At 65.4% G+C, this 20,472-nt stretch carries 18 protein-coding genes; 4 read left to right on the top strand and 14 right to left on the bottom strand.

Annotated features, from left to right (window positions below):
• Positions 1-202: 202 nt before the first annotated feature.
• Both K2Y42_RS18570 and K2Y42_RS18575 read right to left on the bottom strand, forming a co-directional pair.
• Positions 203-1,054, bottom strand: coding sequence for a L,D-transpeptidase (locus K2Y42_RS18570; RefSeq protein WP_291155409.1), 852 nt, complete (start codon positions 1,052-1,054; stop codon positions 203-205).
• A gap of 206 nt (positions 1,055-1,260) precedes the next feature.
• Positions 1,261-1,902 (bottom strand): hypothetical protein, encoded by a 642-nt coding sequence (locus tag K2Y42_RS18575; RefSeq protein WP_291155412.1) that lies wholly within the window; start codon positions 1,900-1,902, stop codon positions 1,261-1,263.
• A gap of 246 nt (positions 1,903-2,148) precedes the next feature.
• Between K2Y42_RS18575 and K2Y42_RS18580 the strand changes: the two genes are divergently transcribed.
• Entirely contained in the window at positions 2,149-2,808 is a 660-nt protein-coding gene (locus tag K2Y42_RS18580) for a LysE family transporter (RefSeq protein ID WP_291155414.1), read from the top strand.
• 29 nt (positions 2,809-2,837) lie between these two features.
• Here the strand turns inward: K2Y42_RS18580 and K2Y42_RS18585 are convergent, their stop codons facing one another.
• Together K2Y42_RS18585 and K2Y42_RS18590 are read right to left on the bottom strand one after the other, a co-directional pair.
• Positions 2,838-3,086 carry a hypothetical protein gene (locus K2Y42_RS18585; protein ID WP_291155416.1) on the bottom strand — a complete coding sequence of 83 codons (249 nt, stop codon included), beginning with the start codon at positions 3,084-3,086 and terminating at the stop codon, positions 2,838-2,840.
• Between the two features lie 191 nt (positions 3,087-3,277).
• Entirely contained in the window at positions 3,278-3,709 is a 432-nt protein-coding gene (locus tag K2Y42_RS18590) for a TIGR02301 family protein (RefSeq protein WP_291155419.1), read from the bottom strand.
• 318 nt (positions 3,710-4,027) lie between these two features.
• Between K2Y42_RS18590 and K2Y42_RS18595 the strand changes: the two genes are divergently transcribed.
• A complete protein-coding gene (locus K2Y42_RS18595; protein ID WP_291155422.1) occupies positions 4,028-5,815 on the top strand; it encodes a hypothetical protein in 1,788 nt (595 codons plus the stop codon).
• Positions 5,816-5,836: 21 nt separating this feature from the next.
• On the opposite strand, the gene K2Y42_RS18600 is transcribed toward K2Y42_RS18595, so the two are convergent.
• A complete protein-coding gene (locus tag K2Y42_RS18600) occupies positions 5,837-6,295 on the bottom strand; it encodes a YaiI/YqxD family protein (protein ID WP_291155425.1) in 459 nt (152 codons plus the stop codon).
• A 64-nt stretch (positions 6,296-6,359) separates the two neighbouring features.
• Here K2Y42_RS18600 and K2Y42_RS18605 point away from each other — a divergent pair, with 64 nt between their 5' ends.
• Positions 6,360-6,995, top strand: coding sequence for a TetR/AcrR family transcriptional regulator (locus tag K2Y42_RS18605; RefSeq protein WP_291155427.1), 636 nt, complete (start codon positions 6,360-6,362; stop codon positions 6,993-6,995).
• 169 nt (positions 6,996-7,164) lie between these two features.
• Here K2Y42_RS18605 and aspS read toward each other — a convergent pair whose 3' ends face one another.
• Positions 7,165-8,967 carry an aspartate--tRNA ligase gene (gene aspS / locus K2Y42_RS18610; RefSeq protein ID WP_291155671.1) on the bottom strand — a complete coding sequence of 601 codons (1,803 nt, stop codon included), beginning with the start codon at positions 8,965-8,967 and terminating at the stop codon, positions 7,165-7,167.
• 217 nt (positions 8,968-9,184) lie between these two features.
• Positions 9,185-9,727, bottom strand: a complete 543-nt coding sequence (locus K2Y42_RS18615; RefSeq protein WP_291155430.1) for a hypothetical protein — start codon at positions 9,725-9,727, stop codon at positions 9,185-9,187.
• A 633-nt stretch (positions 9,728-10,360) separates the two neighbouring features.
• Here K2Y42_RS18615 and rnd point away from each other — a divergent pair.
• Positions 10,361-11,518: a ribonuclease D gene (gene rnd / locus K2Y42_RS18620; RefSeq protein ID WP_291155433.1), complete on the top strand. Its 1,158-nt coding sequence runs from the start codon at positions 10,361-10,363 to the stop codon at positions 11,516-11,518.
• 90 nt (positions 11,519-11,608) lie between these two features.
• On the opposite strand, the gene K2Y42_RS18625 is transcribed toward rnd, so the two are convergent.
• The 7 genes from K2Y42_RS18625 to K2Y42_RS18655 all read right to left on the bottom strand — a co-directional run bounded on the left by K2Y42_RS18625 (position 11,609) and on the right by K2Y42_RS18655 (position 20,376).
• A complete protein-coding gene (locus K2Y42_RS18625) occupies positions 11,609-12,508 on the bottom strand; it encodes a DnaJ C-terminal domain-containing protein (RefSeq protein WP_291155436.1) in 900 nt (299 codons plus the stop codon).
• A 137-nt stretch (positions 12,509-12,645) separates the two neighbouring features.
• The gene (locus tag K2Y42_RS18630; protein ID WP_366512434.1) at positions 12,646-14,184 is read right to left on the bottom strand and encodes a Ppx/GppA phosphatase family protein; all 1,539 of its coding nucleotides are present in this window, start codon (positions 14,182-14,184) and stop codon (positions 12,646-12,648) included.
• Positions 14,185-14,301: 117 nt separating this feature from the next.
• Positions 14,302-16,500, bottom strand: coding sequence for an RNA degradosome polyphosphate kinase (locus tag K2Y42_RS18635; protein ID WP_291155438.1), 2,199 nt, complete (start codon positions 16,498-16,500; stop codon positions 14,302-14,304).
• A 90-nt stretch (positions 16,501-16,590) separates the two neighbouring features.
• Complete coding sequence (locus tag K2Y42_RS18640; protein ID WP_291155441.1) at positions 16,591-17,307, bottom strand: DnaA/Hda family protein; 717 nt, start codon at positions 17,305-17,307, stop codon at positions 16,591-16,593.
• Positions 17,304-18,407: an AI-2E family transporter gene (locus K2Y42_RS18645; protein ID WP_291155443.1), complete on the bottom strand. Its 1,104-nt coding sequence runs from the start codon at positions 18,405-18,407 to the stop codon at positions 17,304-17,306. Before K2Y42_RS18645 ends, K2Y42_RS18640 begins: the two co-directional genes overlap by 4 nt.
• A gap of 120 nt (positions 18,408-18,527) precedes the next feature.
• Positions 18,528-19,058, bottom strand: coding sequence for a CDP-alcohol phosphatidyltransferase family protein (locus K2Y42_RS18650; RefSeq protein ID WP_291155676.1), 531 nt, complete (start codon positions 19,056-19,058; stop codon positions 18,528-18,530).
• Positions 19,059-19,224: 166 nt separating this feature from the next.
• Positions 19,225-20,376, bottom strand: coding sequence for a DUF2066 domain-containing protein (locus tag K2Y42_RS18655; RefSeq protein WP_291155447.1), 1,152 nt, complete (start codon positions 20,374-20,376; stop codon positions 19,225-19,227).
• Between the last annotated feature and the right edge of the window lie 96 nt (positions 20,377-20,472).

Below are 20,472 nucleotides of genomic sequence, written 5' to 3' on the forward strand. Positions count from 1 at the left end.
GTCAGAATCGCACCTTATTGCAGTCGGCAGCAGCGCACCACCGGTTATCACCGGCCGTCCACCGCCGCGCGCCGAAAACGCCCGCGGCCAGGAGGCCCGTCACCGGAACTCAAGCGCACTCTTTGGTCGGCGCGCGCAGGTTTGTCCAGCGCGCGCAGGCCATCATCTCACCCGGCCCCCAGGGGTCCGGATCGGATCGGGATCAGATCCCTTGGTCGGCCGGTTCGGCGGGCGGCGGCACGGCGTTGGCGGGCGGCGACGGCTGGGCTTGAGCAGCCGGCGGGGCATCCCCGTTTGCGGCCGGCGGCGCGGCCTGCTGCGGTGCTGCCTGATCGGGCGCCTGGGGAGCAGCCGGCGCCTTGACGGTGTGCGGCGGCCCTACGATGCCGGACTTCGGCAGGCTGCGCATGACGTAAACCGCCGTGCCCGCGTTCACGAGCCCGGCCAGATGCACGACCTGCTCGTTATGCATACGGAAGCAGCCCGAAGACGACGCCGAGCCGATCGACTTCGCGTCGTTCGTGCCGTGGATGCGGTAGAGGGTGTTGCCGAGGTAGATCGCCTTCGCCCCGAGCGGATTGCGCACGCCGCCCGTCATGCGCACCGGCAGCGACGGCTTGCGCTGGCGCATTTCGGCGGGCGGGATCCAATCCGGCCAGTCGACGATCTTCGAGACGCGCTCGACGCCGGTCCAGGCAAAGCCCTGCTTGCCCACGGCGATGGGGTAGACGTACGCGCTGCCAGACGACAGCGTGTAGTAGAGCCGACGCCCGGCCGTATCGATGACGATCGTCCCGGGCGAAAACGTATTCCGGAACGACGTCGTCTGAGGAGTGCGCGGCGAGATCGAGGGGCGTCCGCCGCCCTGCTCGAGTTCCGCACCCGGCTTCATCAGAGCGGGCGTGGCGCCCAGGAACGACGGTCCCTTGCGGCTACGCTCCGGCGGCTCGCCCCAGCTTCCGAACTGGCTGAGGCTCTGCGCCGAGGCAGGCGCTGCGGAGAACAATGCGGCGCCAAGACCCATGGCCACCGCGAAACGCTTGGAAAGCAACATATCAACCTCGAGACTGATAAGACTTGGCCGGCCCAAGCCGCATTGGCGCGGCAGACCTCAACATGGGGTGACTATAGCCAGCCTTCCAGCGCCCTGCACCCCTCGACCGGAATGTATTGATACCGAACGGTATTATTAGATAGCCCGCAAGCCGCGTCACGTGGACGCGATCCTCGTGAGGACGCGCCCTGCTGCCGACCCACCCGCTACCGATATGTGCGGAACGTGTGCCACGTCCCGTCCGCACCGATGGCGATCCGCCACCAGGTCCATTTCTTCGCTTTGATCATCGCGCGCGCATCCGCCACCGGCATGATCCGGTACAGCTCCACCTCTTCCGCAGGCGTCAGGCTGTCGAGCGGCAGCTCCGCGAGGTACGGCCACACGTAGACGAGCGTGTTCTCGGGATCGCGGCCGATCGCGAGCCGCGCCGGCGGCAGCGACAGGATGTTGCCGAGCACCGCCAGCACCTCCCGGCCCTGCCCGTCGGCCGACGTGGCCTTCCAGTGCGCAACCGGATCGGAGCCCGCATCCTTGCCGAAATCCGGCTTGATCTCGTTCCACTCGATCGCACGCGTCAGCTCCCCCACATCGCCCGCATGAACGGCCGCGAGGATCTGCTCGCGCATATCCTCCACGTTCGGCGGCAAGGCACCGCGATACGCGCGCTCCTTAGGGGCTGGAGAAGTGGGAGCCGGAGACTTGGCCGCCGGAGAGGTGGGAAGCTGAGAGGTGGGCGCCTGAGGCTTGGCGGGCTGCTGCGCCTGCGCGGCGGCGGCGTTTTCCCCGGCGGCCGCTTCCGTCGGGAGGCAATGACAATGGACAACCAAGAGGCTGGCCAGTACCAATGTAACAACATCGTATCTGTATGTCGCGACGTGCGGATGAGAACGCATCGGGGGCATCTGCCTTCTGGATCGGGGGCGTTGCGTCGATCGGCTGCAGGAGCGCCGCATCCCATCAACCCCGCGCAGGATCAACGTCTGTTCGTGGATCTGAGGAACTCTCTTTGCCTGCATCGACCTGACAAATCCAGGTCCCAGTCGAGGTGAAATGCCGGAAGTCGAAAATGCGCAGTCGCCGCGGTGGCGCGCATGCAGTTGATCCCCAACCTGCTGATCATCCCCGTCGGCATCGTGATCGGGGTGCTCGTCGCGGCCCCGGTCGGCCCCGTCAATGTCCTGTGTATTCAGCGCGCGATTGAACGCGGGTTCTGGGGCGGCATGGCGGCCGGCATCGGCGCCATGCTGGGCGATGGACTGATCGCCCTTTTCGCGAGCCTCGGCGTCGGCGCCATTTCGGGCGCCATCGAATATCACCGCCAGTCGATCCAGATCGTGGGTGGGCTCGCGCTGATCGCGTTCGGCATCAAGCTGTATGTCTCCCCGCCCGGTCTCGCCGCCGTGCGCACGGAAGCTGAAGGCGTGACGTCGCTGCGCGACTATGCGTGGGACATTCCGAAAACGTTCTTCCTCACAATCACGAACCCCGGCGCGGTGCTGGGCCTGTTCGCGATCTTCGGCGGCATCAGCTCGTTCGTCGAGGTGCACAGCTACGTCGACGCGCTGACCATGGTGGCGTCGATCATGGGCGGAAGCTTCATGTGGTGGCTGGGGCTGTCGCACCTGATTGGCCGGCTGCGCCACAAGTTCAGCCCGGCCCACCTCGTCTATACGAACCGCGTGGCGGGGTTCCTGCTGTGCGTGTTCGGCGCCCTGCTGATCGGCGAGGAGCTTTGGAACCGGTGGTCCTGAGAGGACGCCCGCGAGCGACTGCTCGCGAGCTACTGAATGTTGCGATCGAGCGTGAACTCGCCGAGATCGATGCGCCGTTCCAGCCCACCTGCGAGCTTCTTCACGGCATCCTCTCCATAGAGAGACACGAGATCGGTCAGCGCGGTGAACAACGCCGCATAGGCCATTTGTTCCGGCGCAACGCCGCTCTCGGTGCCTTCATCCCAGGCTGCGAGAATGAGGCTCAGCGCGCGAAAGCTGAGGTCTTCAGAGTTGTTGGTCTCAAATTGCGTTGCCATCACGGTCCTTCCCCCAGGAAGCGAAAATCATGAAATGAGCCTGGCCACCCCTGACCTCAGACTCCCCACCTTCGAAAGTACACCTATCACGCGCGATACGCGCGGCCAGACTCTCCGGCAATTCACAGTAAACTACCCGCTTACCCTATGCGTCCCCGGAGCCCTCTTCCAGTCGGCACCGGCAAAACCGGTTAGCGTGCAGTCTGCACGAGACCGTCTCCGATCTGAATTCCCTCCGCCAGAAATCTCTCGATCGAGGATTGCGCCGTCGGCGTGCACGTAACGTAAGTGCGCCTGTAGCTGCGATATCCTTGATTGAAGCTGCGTGTGAGACGCGCCCGCCGCAAAGCGGTGCCTCCCTCGGTGTCGATGAGCTCCTTCATCCTGTCGCGCCAGAGCTGGCCGTCGTTCGCACTGCAGAGCTCGCGCAGATAGTGGACAGCCCCGAGCAGCTCGGCAAGCCGCATGAGCTTGTCGTCGTACGGTTTCGAATCTTCGAGTGCCCCCGGAGCCGCAATCGCAGCACCCGAGCCCAGGCGCGCATCGAGCGCCGCGGCTGCCAGCGCGATCAGCGCCGCTCCCGCCAGCGTCGCGCCGCGCGCGCGTATTTTCAAACCAATCACCAAGGCATCCCTCCGGCTCACCGCACGTTTATCGCAGATTCTGACGCCACGAGGGCACAACCCGGCGCGCCAAAGGCCCGGCCGGGCGAAAACGGCCGCCCGAAGTTTACCACGTTCGCGGTCGGCGCACCTCGCCCCTCGCCCGTTTGTCCGGAAGACGCTATGGTTTGGGCACGTAGGAACCCGGTGAAACGGTTAACGGGGCGGTTCGCCTTTTGCCGGGACTTGCGAAGCTAGGGGGCCCAGATTTAAGGGCAACGGGGGCGGAGGCGTTTCACCGCCCTCGAAGGTGTGTCACGGTGGGTGGGAGTTGCGTGAATGGGTTATCGAGGCGACGATTTGGACCTGCGGATTCCACAGGCCAATCCGGGAGAGATCGCCCTCACCCCGAGCGATCCGTTTTTGGCCGCGGCGCGTCCGCGTCCCACACTGCAATCCAGCCGCGGCGCGCCGATCTGGGTCGATGAGATCGTCCTCGATTGCTGCAACCACGCCTTCGATGTCGCCGCCGCCCACCGCGCGAACGAAGTCCGCATCGAGCACCTGATCTACGCCCTGACCCGCATCGAGGAAGCAGCCGAAGCGCTCGAAGCGCGCGGCGTGCGCGTCGCCGCCCTTCGCCGTGAGGCCGCCAACGCCATCGCAACCGACTTCCCATCCAGCGGCGGCAACGGAAAAACGGTGCCGCGTCGCGGTGAAGCGTTCGAGGAGGCGCTGCGAATTGCAGCCTCCCACGCCTATCGCCGCCAGGCACCCGTCGCCGTGAGCGATGTCGTCTACGCCCTGTTCGATGCCGGCATCGACTTCCCAGGCCTGTTCCGGCTGTTGCCCGCGAACGGCCCGCGCGCCAGCGTGGCCCAAGATGCATCCCTCAACGCCGAAGCCGTGCGCGAGCGCATCCGCTCCGCCGCCGCAGCGCCCGATCCTATCCTGCGTGCACCCGATCCGGTTCTGCGCGCGCCCGAACTCACGGGCCTGTCGACAGTGCAGATGACGACCCAGCAAACCCGCCTCGACGCCATTGAGCAGTCGATGCGCACGCTCACGATCGAACTCGCCAACGAAAGAAAACTCATATCGGGAGTGCTGCAAGACCTGCAGCGTGAACTCATGGCCCAACGCGAAGATACCCAGCGCCTCGGCAGCCTCACGCCGGACAAGATCCAGAATGTCTTCGGAGACAGGCTGCAAAGCCTCGAGCAGGCGTTCCTCACCTCACGCAACACCAACGGGGGCGAACCGGGCGCGATCCTGGAGCGCATCGGCCTCCTCGAACGCGCGATCCAGTCGGAGATCTCCGTCACGCGCGCCGCGGTCGAAGAGTTCTCCGCCCACGAGGTGGATCTCGGCCCCCTCATGCAGCGTGTCGAGGTCATCGAGATCGCGATTGCCAACGAGCGCGAGCGGGCAACCGCCGGCGAACGGCGCCTCGCGGACTCCATCGAGACGGTCCGCGCCATCGTCGACGCCCAGCCGGACGACATCGCAGCCCTCCTCTCGCCGCCGCTGACCGAGCGCTTCGACGCCGACGCCGAAACCCGCGACGCCAATCATGCCGCCGCGACCGAGAGCTTTGCCGAAGCCCATCGCCGCCTGGTGGCCATCGAAGAGGCCCTCCAAGCGCACGCCACCCGCGCCGAGACCGCCGAGACGCGCGCCTCTGAAAATCACGCCGGCATCACCGATCTGCTGGAGCGCCTGGCGGACGCCGTCGCCCAGAACGCGGCCAACGCCCAGGAGGCCATGGCTAAACTGACGGAGAACCTCACGCAGGATCTCTCGGAGCTGCACGACGGCCTGACCAAGGTGAACGCGAACCAGCACACGCTTGCGACCACGCTCGACACGCAGGGCCAGGACGCTGCCGTGGCCGTCGCCGGCATCATGGGCCGCATCCAGAGCCTGGAAACCGCCGCCGCCAAGCCGGTCGAGATGCTGACCGCGCTCTCCGGCACCGTCGACAAGATGCACAAGGTGACGGTCGAGCGGTACTACCGCCGCAACCGCTTCTGGTACTGGCTGTTCGGCACCGACGACTGGCTGGCCGCGAGCTGGCCTTCGCAGTCGGCCCGCATCGCCGAGGAACTGCGCAACATCAAGCACTGAAGCCACGCGCGGAGCGGCACCCTACGACTGCCCGCGCTTCGCCCTCTGCACGGCCAGCTCCAGCGCTTCCAGGAAGCGCGAGCGATCCTGGCGCGTGAACGAGGCGTTGAACCCGCGGCTTTCGCCCGTCTCACGTAGGTGCTGCGACAGATCCCGCATGGCCAGCGCCATCCCGATGCTCGCGTCCGTGAAGGGCTTCCCCGTCGGACCCAGAGCCTGCGCCCCAGCCTTGAGGCAGCGCGAGGCAAGCGGAATATCCGCCGTCACAGCGATGTCGCCCTTCCCGATCCGCTCCGCGATCCAATCGTCGGCCGCATCCGCCCCCTCCTCCACGACCACGCGCTTCACGCGCAGGCCCTCGGGCAGCCGCATCCAGGAATTGGACACATAGAAAATCTCGAGGCCGTGCCGGTCGGCGACCTTGAGCGCCTCTTCCTTCACAGGGCACGCATCCGCATCGACGTAGATCACCCCAGCCATCCGCTACTCCCCCACTGCCCACTTGCCCACTGCCTGCTGCCCGCAAATAGGCTACAACCCACCCATGACATGGCACAAAGACCGCGGTCCCGGCGAGCGCCGCGGCTATCATCACGGCAACCTGCGCGAGGCCCTTGTCGAGGCCGCGCTGACCCTCATCCGCGAGAAAGGCCCCGCCGGCTTCACGTTCGCCGAGGCGGCCCGCGCCGCCGGCGTCTCCCCCGCCGCGCCTTATCGCCACTACCGCGACCGCGACGCCCTGATTGCCGATGTCGCCCGCCGCGGCTTCGAAGCCTTCGCGGCAACGCTTGCGGCCGCCTGGAACGAGGGACGCCCCACCGCGCGCGAAGCGTTCAATCGCGTCGGCGCCGCCTATCTCGCCTTCGCAGGCAAGGAGCCGGCCTACTTCGCCGCCATGTTCGAATCCGGCCTGTCGCTCGCCGACCATCCGGATGTGCGCGCCGAGGGAGATCGCGCGTTCGCCATCCTGCGCGAGGCCTGCGAGGCGGTCATCGCGACCCTGCCGGCCGATCGCCGCCCGCCGCCGCTTATGATGGCGCTGCACATCTGGTCACTGTCGCACGGCACAGCCGCGCTGTTCGCGCGCGGCGACAGCTCGCGCCGGCCCATTCCAATGTCGCCGGAAGAGCTTCTTGAAGCCGCCGTGCTGATCTACCTCGACGGCCTCGGCGGCCGGTAGGCGCACCCCACTTTTGTCATCCTCGGCTTTATGCCGAGGATCCATCGGTCAGCGGGAGCGAAAGGAAGGGGATGCGCACAACATCTCCATCTCCCACGCAGAGAAACGCATCCCAGGCACGGGGCCTGGGATGACAGTCGGTGTCAAGCGCATCAGCGCTCGTGCAAAGCTACTTCTTCTCCGGCGCGACGACGCGGATCGAAAGCTCGCGCAATTGCTTCGGCGAGACGTCGCTCGGAGCCCCCATGAGCAGGTCGTTCGCCTGCTGGTTCATCGGGAACAGCGCCACGTCACGCACGGTCTTGGTGCCCGTGAGCAGCATCACCATGCGCTCGATGCCAGCCGCCATGCCGCCATGCGGCGGCGCGCCGTACTGGAACGCGCGATAGAGACCGCCGAACCGCTCCTCGACATCCGCGCGGCTGAGCCCCGTGATCTCGAACGCCTTCACCATCGTCTCCGGCACGTGGTTACGCACCGAGCCCGAAGCGATCTCATAGCCGTTGCAGACGATATCGTACTGGTTCGCCTTGAGCCCGAGCAGCGCATCGCGCCCTTCGGCCTCCGCAGCGGTCAACGCCTCCGCTCCGCCCTTCGGCATCGAGAACGGGTTGTGCGAGAAGTCGATCTTCTTCTCGTCCTCGTTCCACTCGTAGAACGGGAAGTCCACGATCCACGCGAACGCGAAGCGGCCCTCGTCGACGAGCTTGAGCTCGCGGCCGATCTCATCGCGCGCAAGCCCCGCGAACTTGTAGAACTTGGCCGGATCGCCCGCCGTGAAGAAGCACGCATCGCCCGTCTTGAGCCCCATCTGGGCCTGGATCGCCGCAGCGCGCTCGCCGCCCACGTTTTTCGCAACAGGACCGGCACCCGCCGCACCCTCTTCCTCACGCCAGAAGATGTAGCCGAGGCCCGGCTGGCCTTCCTTCTGCGCCCAACCGTTCATGCGGTCGCAGAACGCGCGGCTTCCGCCGCCCGGCGCGGGGATGGCCCACACGCGAACCTTGGGATCGCGCTCGATCATGCCCGCGAACACCTTGAAGCCCGAGCCGCGGAAATGCTCGGTCACATCCGCCATTTCGATCGGGTTGCGCAGGTCCGGCTTGTCGGAGCCGTACTTTGAGATGGCCGTATCGTAGGGAATGCGCTGCCAGTCGCGGTCCACGCGCTTGCCGTCGGCGAACTCTTCGTAGACCGACGTGAGCACCGGCTCCATCGTCTGGAAGATGTCTTCCTGCTCGACGAAGCTCATCTCGACGTCGAGCTGGTAGAACTCGCCGGGCAGGCGGTCGGCTCGCGGATCCTCGTCGCGGAAGCACGGCGCGATCTGGAAGTAGCGGTCGAAACCGGACACCATCAGAAGCTGCTTGTACTGCTGCGGCGCCTGCGGGAGCGCGTAGAACTTGCCGGCATGGATGCGCGACGGCACGAGGAAGTCGCGCGCGCCTTCAGGCGACGAGGCCGTCAGGATCGGCGTCGGAAACTCGTTGAAGCCCGCTTCATGCATGCGCCGCCGGATCGAAGACGTGATCGCCAACCGCTTCATGATGATGCCGTGCAGCGTCTCGCGCCGCAGATCCAGGAAGCGATAGGTGAGCCGCAAGTCTTCCGGATAGTCGGGCTCACCGAACACGGGGACCGGCAGCTCCTTGGCTTCCGACAGCACCTCGATCTCGGTCGCGTAGACCTCGATCTCGCCGGTCGGCAGCTCGGCGTTGGTCGTGCCGTCGGGGCGCTGGCGCACCGCGCCGTCGATCCGCACAACCCACTCGGAGCGCAGCTTTTCGGCCGTCTTGAAGGCGGCGCTGTCGGGATCGGCCACCACCTGCGTGAGGCCATAGTGATCGCGCAGGTCGATGAACAGCACGCCGCCGTGGTCGCGCACGCGGTGCACCCAGCCCGAAAGCCGTGCCGTAGTCCCGATATCCGTGGCCCGCAACGCGCCGCACGTATGCGACCGGTACCGATGCAGCTGAGCGCCGCCAACTGCCGAAGTCTTTGCGTTCGCCATAGCCCCGCAACCCGCCTGATCTTTGCCTTTTTGAGAAGGCGGACAAGCGCATGAATAGGCCCCCAAAGTCAAGACTTGGGGGGCTCTGGCCCCACCGGCGAGGGCCTGCTTCCGGCCGGGCACGCATTTTGGCCCCGAGGCGCCTCAGCGCCGCCCCGGAGCACCTACTGCCTGCTACCTAGAGCATCACGACCAGCACCACCCAGAGGGCAAGCGACGCCGCAAACAGCCCCGTGCTGACCTTCAAATTCCACGACGACTGACGGAATTCCCGTTCCAGCGCGCCGAGCTCGGTCAGCCTACGGCTGACCGCTTCAAAATCCCGAAACGCGTGATAGTCGCCTTTCGAATTTCCATCGACGGCATCAACGCGCGTTTTCAAATAATCGAATCTGCGGCTCAAATCGTCAAGCTTCGCGGCGCGCAATTTATGCTCACGTTCGAGAAATTCAGAAAACCGATAGCTGCGCACGGAATCGTCCCGCAATTCCGCGATATCGCTTTTTACGAGTTGCAGCTCCCGGCCGAGGGATTTCATCTCGATGAGCATCTGGTCGAGCTTGATCGCCGTATCGGCGACGAACGCATCGCGCGCGATAAGCTGCACCGAGGGCCCGGGCCTCGCCGGCTCAAGCGCGTGCCGTTCCACAAGATAGTTGTGTAACGGCGGTAACCGGCTGCCTTTCGGGGCTTTCGGTTTCTGCCTCGTGATCTCCAGCACGCCGAACTCCCAACGCGGCCGCCCGGATCGAAAGGGCTGGCCGAAGAGACCAATAGAGCCATTCCGGCAGCGGACCGCCGGTCACGAAACAAGACGCTTTTTCCACGCGAATGGAAAGCTATCGAGACCGTTCGAAGTTGAGAATGAGTTTCAGGCACCGGTCGCAATTGAGCGACGGGCATGACCCGGAAACGACACCCGCTGAATTCGCACGCACGATCAACCACGCCCTGCACTTTTTATACAACGTCGGGCATTTTCTGACTAGATGTCGCACCGAAAGAAATTACGATTTCACGCGAATTAATTTCGCGCTTCGGCGGACCTTAGCCCCGCCCGGCCGAAGCACCTCTGCGTGCGCGGGATCCTCTGCCGCCTCGCCGAGCATCCGGCGCGAAGCGCGCGGCCCTGCGCAAGAGCCGCCGAGAAGACGTGGCGAGACATCGCTCCCCGCCCCGAACCAAATCCCAGCCCCATCGAATCCGGCCGCCGAGTCTCCTGCGCCAACCCGAGCCCGGCGCACCCGACCACGGCCGGGGCAAGCCCCGTTTCCGGCCTATTTCCACGCCCCACGGCCGATCTGACAGGGGGGACTAGCGATCTCCCCCCCGGCATGCGTATAAACGACCCGCAATGCGCGTCATTACCACCACATCGGCCCTCACCGAGATCTGCTCCCGACTTGCCGAAGGCGAATTCGTCGCCGTCGACACGGAGTTCATGCGTGAGCAAACATTCTGGCCCGACCTCTGCCTGATCCAGCTCGCGGGTCCGGGCGAGGAGGCTATTGTCGATCCGATGGCGCCGGGCATCGACCTCAAGCCGTTTTACGAGCTGATGGCCGACACGCGGGTGGTCAAGGTCTTCCACGCCGCCCGCCAGGACGTCGAAATCGTCTTCTGCGAGGCGGGCCTGATCCCCACGCCGATCTTCGACACCCAGATCGCAGCCATGGTTTGCGGCTTCGGCGAAAGCGTGAGCTACGTCAATCTGGTCAAGAAAATCACCGGGCGCGACCTCGACAAAAGCTCCCGCTTCACTGACTGGAGCCGCCGGCCGCTCACCGAAAAGCAGCTCGTCTATGCTCTGGGCGACGTCACCCATCTCCGCGACATCTACATCGCGCTGAAAGCCGAGCTCGAGAGCACGGGCCGCGCGTCTTGGCTGGACGAAGAGATGGCCGACCTGACGGCTCCTTCGACTTACGAGAGCCACCCCGAGAACGCCTGGCAGCGCCTCAAGATGCGCGTCAAGAACCGCAAGGCCCTGGCCGTTCTCATCGAGCTGGCCGCCTGGCGCGAACGCCTCGCCCAGGCGCAGGACGTGCCGCGGGGGCGCATCCTGCGCGACGAGGCTCTCTACGACATCGCCAACCAGCTTCCGACTTCCGTCGAGAAGCTCTCCGAGCTCAGAACCTTGAGCGACGGCTTTGCCCGCTCCCAGCGCGCGCGCGACATCATCGACGCGGTGGCGCGCGGCCTCGAACGCGATCCGAAGACGCTGCCGCCGCTGACCCACAGCCAGCCGATGTCGGCAGAGGCCACGGCCACGATCGAACTGCTGAAAGTGCTGCTCAAGGCCGCTGCCGCGCGCAATCGCGTAGCGCCTCGCCTGATCGCCGATTCCGAGGATCTCGAGCGCATCGCCAGCGAAGCCGAGCCCGACGTGGCGGCCATGAAAGGCTGGCGGCGTCAACTGTTCGGCGACGACGCCCTCAAGCTGAAACGCGGCGAGCTGGCGCTGACGCTGTCGAAAGGCGAAGTCCTCGCCATCAGCTCCAGCAAAGGCTGAGTTTCAGCAGCGGCAGCGTGCGCACGACCGCCGACGGTCTCACTGCCGACTGCCTTACCGCCTCACTCCCCCGGCTGCCCGCTAACCAACCTACTTCCTCGGGTCATACCGGTGCTTCTGGCGCCACTCGGAAAGAAAGTACGACAGCCCCTCGTCGATGGTGTCCGGCAACACGATCCGCACCGTCACAAGCTCATCGCCCGTCGCGCCCGTCGTCGCATTGCGCACGCCCTTGCCCTTGAGCCGCAGCACCTGGCCAGAACTCGTGCCTTTCGGGATCGTGAGCTGAACGCGCCCGCCTGCGGTCGGAACCTCGACCTTGCCCCCCAGCACCGCTTCGTCGAGCGTGATCGGCAGATCCAGCAGGATGTCGTCACCCTCACGCCGGAAATCGCGGTGTGGGCGGACGTGAATTTCGACGAGCGCATCGCCCGTCTCGCCTCCGGCGATCCCCGGCTCGCCGCGCCCCCTGAGGCGCAGAACCTGTCCGTCCGTCACGCCTTCCGGCACATTGAGATCGAGCACACCCGCATCCGGCAGCGTCACGCGCTTCTTCGCGCCCTGCACCGCCTCAAGAAAATCGACATCGAGCGTATAGCGCACGTCGCGTCCCCGGGTGGCGAAGTTGCCGCCGCGCGCCCCCGCCCGGCCGCCGCCCGAAAAGAGATCCGAGAACACGTCGCCGAAATCCTCGAAAATCGGCCCGCCCCGGCCGCGTGCCCCGGCGCCGCCGGCCGCTCCCTGCGGCCGCCAAGTCTGCCGGCGCGGCTCGCCCGTGGCATCGATCTCTCCGGTATCGAACTGGCGCCGCCGCTCCGGGTCGCCGAGAATTTCGTGCGCCGCCGTCACCTTCTTGAAGCGTTCCTCCGCCGTCTTGGCGGGATTGACGTCCGGATGCAGCTCCTTGACGAGCTTCAGGTACGCCTTCCTGATCTGATCGTCCGTCGCGCCGTGCGGCACTCCCAGAACGGTATACGGGTCGTCAGCCATGTCCGGCGAGCATCCTAGGCGTCAAGATCGATCCATTCGGCCGCGCAACGCGGCCACCCTGCGCCGCACGACGCAGATTGATACGAAATCTCGCCCCGGCGAGACCAGCGCAAAATGAGACCGCGCGCGCCTCGCGCTTACTTTGCGATGCGGATTTCCGGCTCGCGCGACAGCAAAGCGGCCAGCACCCCGAATCGGCGGCGCAGCCGCTCCCCATCCAGCGCCGCATAGCTTTTGGGCAGCGTCAGGACGAGCGTCGTGCCTTCATGCGAAAGCTGCGTCTCGTCAATAACCCCGGGCATGCCAATTGAGAGCATATGTGCCGTCCGCACCGCCGCGCCGATGATGCGCGCGCGCTTCTGCGCCCGCTTGCTGATCGCGGCCCGGAGCCGTGTCGACAGTGCATCGATCGAAGCACCCTCGTCGGATCCCACGTGCCGATGATAGACGGCAAGCGCCAGGAAGATGCGGCCCGGGTGATCGATGCCGGAAAGCCCCGCATGCGCGATCACGTTGAGGCTCTGCTCGCCGCGATAATCGGGGTGCGCGCGCCAGCCGATGTCCGAGAGCAGGCAGGCCGCGTACCGCAACCGGCGCTCTTCAGGCGTTTCCTTGGGGCCGTCGCCTTCGAAAAGCGCGTCCGTCCAGACGCAGAGCTCATGAGCGTGCACCACCGAGCGCGAGCGCAGGCGCGCGTAGTCTTCGCAGAAGCAGAGCAGCGGATCCTTCGCCTGCTCGTGGCGCGTCATGAGGCTGTAAAGCAGCCCCTCGCGGATGCCGTAAACCGACAGCACGACCTCGGAAGGCGCCATCGCTTCGAGCAGCCGCTCGAGCACGAGCGCGCCGAACGGCACGACTTCGCGCCGCGCACGCGCCACTTCCTCCATGCCCGGCATCGTCGCCAGCTTCTTGTGCCGGCGGATGAACTGGCAGAATTCGATCATCTCTCGCGTCGAAACGGCGTAGCCCTGCATGACGCGGAGCGGATAGTTGAGTTGCACCATGTGCAGCTTGGCGAGCGCCCGCCACGTGCCGCCGACGGCGAAGAACGGACGGCCGCGCCCGCTCATCAGCCATTCGGTTTTCGCGATCGCCTCATCGACGATGGGCAATGCGCGCTCGATCTTGTTGCCGGTCTGATCGATCAGCCGAAGCCCGCCGAGCGGCAACGTGGATGCGTTGGAGATCGTCGCCGGATTGATGTCGATCAGCTCGAGGCTGCCGCCGCCGAGATCGCCGGCCGTACCGTTGGCCTCCCAGAAGCCCATCCGAATGCCGCACGCGGCAAGCTCTGCTTCCTTTTCGCCGGAGAGCACTTCGATGCGCGTTCCCGCAGCCCGCTCGGCGCGCTGGATGAAGCTGCGCCCGTCCTCGGCCTCGCGCACGGCCGCCGTCGCCAGCACGCGCAGGTTCTTCACCTTGAGGATGCGCGCGATGACGCGAAAGCGGCTCAGCGCTTCAAGCGCTCGCTCGACGCTTTCGTCTCCGAGCCGTCCCGTCGATACGATCGCCTTGCCGAGACCGCAGAGTACTTTTTCATTGAAGATCGGAAGGGCGGCGCGCACCGCTCCTTCGTATACGACAAGGCGCACCGAGTTCGACCCGATGTCGATCACACCGAGCGGTTCAAGCTCCGTCGCCTTTCCCCGCCCGCCGAACACCTGCGTCAAGCTCACCAATTCCGCCCAGACTCGTGCTTGTTGCCAAAGGAGAAATGCGTCGAGACATCCGGGCGCATGCAGTCCCCGGCCAACGCACGATGGTCACCTGATAGGGGGTCACACGCACACGGTCTAGTCTTTTTGCATGAAATCGAAGCGCGGCGGAAAATGATCCTTAAGCGACTGTCCGCGCCCGGAAAGCGAAGGATTTGTCATAAAATACTTGTGTGCGTTGAAGGGCGCTTCGCCTTCCGCCGGTACGATTCGCGACGATGAACCGTCTCCCTTGATTTCCCAGCTTTGCTGGTTGTCCTTGAGATTGGCCACCATGATCTGGTCGAGCACCTGCTCGTGCACCGTCGGGTTCTTTATCGGCGTCATCGCCTCGACGCGCCGGTCGAGATTGCGCGGCATCATATCCGCCGAGCTGATGTAGACGGCCGCTGTGGGTGACGGCAGCCCTTCGCCTTGTCCGAAGCAGTAGATGCGCGCGTGCTCGAGGAAGCGTCCGATGATGCTCTTGACGCGAATGTTCTCGGACAGCCCCGGAATGCCCGGCCGCAGGCAGCAGACGCCGCGCACGACGAGATCGATCTCGACGCCCGCCTGGCTGGCCTCGTAGAGCGCATCGATGATCTGCGCATCGACGAGCGAGTTCATCTTCATCCAGATCGCGCCGGGACGTCCCGCCTTCACGTGCTCGATCTCGCGACGGATGTGATCCAGGATCCGGTGGCGGATGCCGCGCGGACTGGCCGCCATGTTCTCGAGCTCAGAAGGCTCTCCGTATCCCGTGACGAAGTTGAGGATGCGCGTCGCGTCCCGCGCGATCCCCGAGTCCGTCGTAAAGAGCGACAGGTCCGTGTAGATGCGCGCTGTTTGCGAGTGATAGTTGCCCGTGCCGATATGGCAGTAGGTCACGAGTTCCGAGTTCTCGCGCCGCACGATCTGCCCAAGCTTGGCGTGGGTCTTCAGCTCGATGAACCCGTACACGACGTGCACGCCGGCCTTTTCGAGGTCGCGCGCCCAGCGAATGTTGGCGGCCTCGTCGAAACGCGCCTTCAGCTCGACAACGGCCGTGACCGACTTGCCCGCTTCCACCGCTTCCTTGAGAGCCTGCACGATGGGGCTGTCGTTGCTGGTGCGATAGAGCGTCCACTTGATGGCCATCACGTTCGGATCGGCCACCGCCTGCCGCAGGAACTGCACCACCACGTCGAAGCTCTCGTACGGATGGTGGACGAGAATGTCCTTCTTGCTGATGGCCGCGAAGCAGTCGCCGTTGAATTCGCGAATGCGCTCCGGAAAGCGCGGATTGTAAACCTTGAAGATCAGGTCGGGCCGGTTGGAGACGATCAACTGCGAGGTATCGGAAAGCCCGAGCAGGCCCTCCTTGATGAACACGGATTCCTCGCCGACCTCCAACTCGTCGATGACGAACTTTTTCAGCCTGTCGGGCATTTTCGCGTCGAGTTCGAGTCGGATCACATGTCCGCGGCGGCGCCGCTTGAGCAGCGTCTCGAACGACCGCACCAGGTCCTCGGCTTCTTCCTGCAGCTCCACGTCGCTGTCGCGCAACACGCGGAACGCGCCCTGGCTGTTGACGTCGAAGCCCGGAAACAGCTCCGAGATGAACATGCCGATCAGCGCCTCGATCCGGATGAAGCGGATGCGCTCTTCTGTGCTGTCTTCCGCGCGCAACCGAATGAAGCGTTCGAGCTGGCCCGGGATCGGAATGAGACCGCTCATCGACTTCGCATCGCTCTTGCGCTGCATCCACACGGCCATCGTCAGGCCGAGGTTGGGGATGAACGGGAACGGATGCGCGGGGTCCACGGCGATCGGTGTGAGGATCGGAAACACGTGCGACATGAACAGGCGTTCGAGCCAGACCTTCTCGGTGCTGGTGAGATCTGCCGGCTCGACGATGGCGATCCCCGCCGCGGCCATGTCCCGCTTTACTTCGATCCAGCAGGCCTGCTTGTCGGCCACCAGCCGCGCCGCGAAGCGGTTGACCTCAGCGAGCTGCTGCGACGGCGTCAGGCCGTCCTGCGTCAGCGTCGTCACGCCGGCCGCGATCTGGCCGTAGATGCCGGCCGCGCGCACCATGTAGAATTCGTCGAGGTTGGACGCCGAGATGGAGAGAAACCGCAGTCGCTCGAGCACCGGATGGTTCTTGTTCTGCGCCTCTTCCAGAACGCGGCGGTTGAACTGCAACCAGGACAGCTCGCGATTATAGAACCGGGCCGGACCCTCGGGCACCTCAGGCGCGGGCGTGGGCGCAGGCGCGCGACGTTCGGATCCCTTGGTCTTCGATCTCGTCGAGGTCATGGCGATGTTTCCTGCAGCGTCCGGTTCAATCGACCGGGATGAGGCGTGCGTTGTGCGACAGTATGATGACAGCGAAACAGCTTGCCGGGGCTATTCGTCACGCTCCTCCGGCTCTTCATCGGGGCGGTCGGCGGCGAGGGCCGCCGCGGCGATGGCGCGTGTCACTTTTCGTTGGGCCGCGAGCGAAAGCCGGTCGCAATGCGCCACGACTCTTAGGATCGCATCCATCGAGCGCTCCATGTGGAGCGCGAGGTAGCTGACGATATGCGGCTCTACCATGAGCTGCCGGTCGGAGAACAATTTCACGAGCACGGATCGGATCAGAGATTCGTCGGGCGAGGAAATCTGCACGGGCGACGTGGCCCTGAGCCGCGACCGCAGATCCGGCAGCGTGATCGCGATGTCTCCGGGCGCCGCGCGCGATGTCATGAGCAGCGCGCCGGATTTTTCGCGCGCGAGATTGAGAAGGTGAAACAGGATCTGCTCGTCGCTCACGCCGCGATCGATATCCTCCACCACGAGCGTGGGCGTGACTTCGAAACCGCGCACGACACCCTCTTCGAGCGCACGCGCAGCCACGACCGCCGCGCCGGAACGGCGGCGCCACACGTTCGCGAGATGGCTCTTGCCCGAACCCGCAGGGCCGACGACGACCTGTGACGGTTGCGGCCAGTGCGGCCAGGCGTCCACAAGGTCTACGGCAGCCGCGTTCGAGCGGCTGACGAGAAAATCCTCCGCCTCCTGCGCCTGCCGGTGCGGCAACGCCAGCACGAGTTGCTCCGGCGTCTCTTTGGCTCGAAGCGTCATGGTCCCGCCTCGCTGGTCAGAGGCTCGCTGGTCAGAGGATCGGGCGCGCCTTGGTAGACGGAGCTCTTGAGATAGACGTCGATTGCGAACCGGATCAGCACGCCGAGCGCGGCCGCGAGCGGCACGGCGATTAACGTGCCGACGAAGCCGAACAGATAGCTGAAGACGAACAGCGCAAAGATCAGCCAGACCGGATGCAGCCCGATCTTCGAGCCAACGATGGTCGGGCCGAGAAAGCCCGCATCGAGCGCCTGCGCCGCGATGAAAACACCAACCACCAGCAGGATCGGCACCATGTCCGGCCAGAACTGCACCACGGCCACCGTCGTGGCCGTGAGAAAGCCGATCAGCCATCCCACGATCGGCACGAACGCAAGCGCACCCGTCACGAGCCCGATCAGCAGGCCGTAGTTCAGGCCGATCGCGCTGAGCGCGATGGCATAAAACGCGCCGAGGATCAGACACACTGTGCCCTGCCCGCGCACGAACGCCGCCACGGCATCGTTCATGTCGGAAGCGAGCGCGCGCACGGAGGACGCGTGTCCCCGGGGCAGCCAGCCATCGATCTTGTGCAGCATGGGATGCCAATCAATCAGCAGATAGAAAACAACGAGCGGCGTCACGAGCAGCAAGGCCAGAAAATTGACGATCGCGAGGCTGCGGCTCCAGATCGATGTCGCAGCCCAGCCCGCAAGGCTCGCCCAGTTCTCCGACAGCGCATCCGTCGCCCGGCCGATCTGCGTATCGAGACCGGCGAACCCGGGCCCGAACCGCGCCCGCACCCACGCGTCGGCCCCCTCCCGAAGCCGCGCCACCTCGCCCGGCAGCGCCGCCGCGAGATCCTGCGCCTGCGCCAGGATGACGGGCACGATCAGGACCAGGCTGGCCACGGCGAGCACGACGAGCGACACGACGATGAGGAGCGAGGCAACGATACGATTCAATCCGAACTCGACGAGCTTGTCGGCCAGCGGACTGAGAAAATAGGCGATGGCGATGCCCGCCACGAACGGCAGCAGGATATCCTTGAGCACCGCGATCGTGAGGATCAGCAGTGCGGCCGCCGTCATCCAGAACAGGACCTGCCGCTCCGCCCGCATTGTTCCCTCTATCTCCTTGATCCTCGCATGCGCAAGCGGCACGCCACGCGCGTTCACACTACTCAGACATCCACACGGCTCCGGCAACTGCGACCGCCGCAGCGGCGAGCTGGCAGGACTTTAACCCGACATGTGGCGAAGCCAAGCCTGCAGATACGCATAGAGCGACGCGATGGTGAGCGCACCGGCCACCCACACGAGTCCGATCCTCAGCACTTCGAGACCGAGCCCGAACCCGTCGTCGGCCAGCACCACGCCGGCGAGCACGATCTGCGCCACCGTGTTGGCCTTGCTGACAGCCAGCGGGCTGATGCGCACGGGCTTGTCGAGCAGCCACGAGAGCATGACGCCGACCACGATCAGGATATCGCGCGAGACGACCGCGATCACGAGCCACGACGGCAACGCGCCGCGCACGCCGAGCGCGACGAAGATCGAGACGATCAGGAGCTTGTCGGCCAGCGGATCGAGATACGCGCCGAGCTCCGTCGAGAGACCGAACCGCTTGGCAATGAAGCCGTCGACAGCATCCGAGACGCCGGCCAGCACGAAGGCGAAGAACGCGAGTTGCGTCTGCCCTGAGACCAGCAGCCAGAACACGATGGGCACCAGGATCACCCGGCCCAAAGTGATGACGTTGGGAAGGTTCAGATACCGTGGGCCCGAAACGCGAAAAACAACCATTCTCTACTCTTGCCCGACGTTTCTTCTTGGGGTCACCCGAACAATGTCACGTCGCGACCCCGTTGCGCTAGTCTATCGGGATTGGGTAGGGCGCCCGGGGCGGTCCCCGCCGGGCCGTTGACAGACGGCTGAACTAATATCCCGAGCGCAGCGACCAGGCTTGGCCGCTGCCCGAGAGCGTGAGCCCCTGCCGCGCGAGAACCGCCGCCAGGCTGGTGCCGCCGCCCGGATAGCGCACCGAAACATCCGCTGAATTCGGCGAGACCGTGCCGATCCGCACGTCGTCGATGCCGGGGATTTCGAGGATCTGCCGGCGCATGTCGTCCCACTCTTCGAGGGTCGAGTACGCGACCGCCATCTGAATAATGCCGCCCGCCCCGCCACCGTCCTCGGTCTTGGCGACCTTCCACCGGCCTTCGAGCACGCCCTGCGTCACGACCGCCGCCAGCTCCATGGCATAGCCGGCGTCCCCGCCGTCGATGTGATAGCCGCGCCTCCAGGATACGAGACCCGCCGCATCGATGCCGGCCAGCGTGACGTTGAGCTGCTTGTTCGACTCATCGATTTCCGCGATGGCGAACATCACGAAATCGGCCTTGTATTCATTGGTCAGCACGCGCTCGGCGCGATCGTCGCCGGCCAGCGCGGCATTGATCGTGTCGTCCTGAATCGACGGCAGCAGCGCCTCGATACGCATCGGCGTCAGCGTGTTTTCGAGGTCGAGCACCTTCCACGACTTGGTCCACGTGTCGCCACCCGGGCGAAACCGCACGCCGCCGCTCGGGTCGGACTGCGTCATCACGGGAATGAGCACGAGCTTCGGCGACTGCTCTTCGATGAACGGCACGCCCTCGCGCTTGAGAAGGTTGCGCACGGCATCGGCCTGGAACGAGAAATCGAGGCTGGCGATGTATTCGGTGCGCGAGTTGCTCTCCGAGCGGATGGCCACGCCGTCGACGAAGTTGCCGGCCTGCATGGACTTCAGCCGGTCGACCTGGGCGTAGGCCGTAACCGGCACGAGGCGCTTGAGCAGCGCCCCGAACGCGGCCTGCTGGCCGTCCGCATGCGCCTTCTCTTTTGCCGCAACCGCATCCTTGGCGGTCGCCTCCACAGGATAATTGGCGATCGTGTAGACCTTGTCGCGCGGGGCGGCGGAAAGCGGATGAGCGAGCGCCAGAGCGCCAGCCAAGGCGGCCGGAAGAGCCCGGGCAATCGGCGCGAGCCGGACGAATGGCGCGGGGCGGCAAATCGGCGTGTGACGTCTCAAAACCAGCCTCCAGGCCATTGCGTATCCAGCCGCCGCGGAGGCCGTCGCGACCGCGACCGAAGCCCGCCGCAGAGCCCTTGTCCGTTGCCGTTGCCGCCATGAGCTGGTACGAGG

This window comes from Hyphomicrobium sp. (genome assembly GCF_019744875.1).
In the GTDB taxonomy this organism is placed as follows: domain Bacteria; phylum Pseudomonadota; class Alphaproteobacteria; order Rhizobiales; family Hyphomicrobiaceae; genus Hyphomicrobium_C.

What these genes read in the sequence shown, in the direction of transcription:
- K2Y42_RS18600 (WP_291155425.1), bottom strand. Translation starts at nt 6,295, where the DNA reads ATGGCTGGGGTGATCTACGTCGATGCGGATGCGTGCCCTGTGAAGGAA.
- K2Y42_RS18645 (WP_291155443.1), bottom strand. Translation starts at nt 18,407, where the DNA reads ATGCGGGCGGAGCGGCAGGTCCTGTTCTGGATGACGGCGGCCGCACTG.
- K2Y42_RS18595 (WP_291155422.1), top strand. Translation starts at nt 4,028, where the DNA reads ATGGGTTATCGAGGCGACGATTTGGACCTGCGGATTCCACAGGCCAAT.
- K2Y42_RS18570 (WP_291155409.1), bottom strand. Translation starts at nt 1,054, where the DNA reads ATGTTGCTTTCCAAGCGTTTCGCGGTGGCCATGGGTCTTGGCGCCGCA.
- K2Y42_RS18655 (WP_291155447.1), bottom strand. Translation starts at nt 20,376, where the DNA reads ATGGCCTGGAGGCTGGTTTTGAGACGTCACACGCCGATTTGCCGCCCC.
- K2Y42_RS18635 (WP_291155438.1), bottom strand. Translation starts at nt 16,500, where the DNA reads ATGACCTCGACGAGATCGAAGACCAAGGGATCCGAACGTCGCGCGCCT.
- K2Y42_RS18605 (WP_291155427.1), top strand. Translation starts at nt 6,360, where the DNA reads ATGACATGGCACAAAGACCGCGGTCCCGGCGAGCGCCGCGGCTATCAT.
- K2Y42_RS18580 (WP_291155414.1), top strand. Translation starts at nt 2,149, where the DNA reads ATGCAGTTGATCCCCAACCTGCTGATCATCCCCGTCGGCATCGTGATC.
- K2Y42_RS18640 (WP_291155441.1), bottom strand. Translation starts at nt 17,307, where the DNA reads ATGACGCTTCGAGCCAAAGAGACGCCGGAGCAACTCGTGCTGGCGTTG.
- K2Y42_RS18625 (WP_291155436.1), bottom strand. Translation starts at nt 12,508, where the DNA reads ATGGCTGACGACCCGTATACCGTTCTGGGAGTGCCGCACGGCGCGACG.
- K2Y42_RS18585 (WP_291155416.1), bottom strand. Translation starts at nt 3,086, where the DNA reads ATGGCAACGCAATTTGAGACCAACAACTCTGAAGACCTCAGCTTTCGC.
- rnd (WP_291155433.1), top strand. Translation starts at nt 10,361, where the DNA reads ATGCGCGTCATTACCACCACATCGGCCCTCACCGAGATCTGCTCCCGA.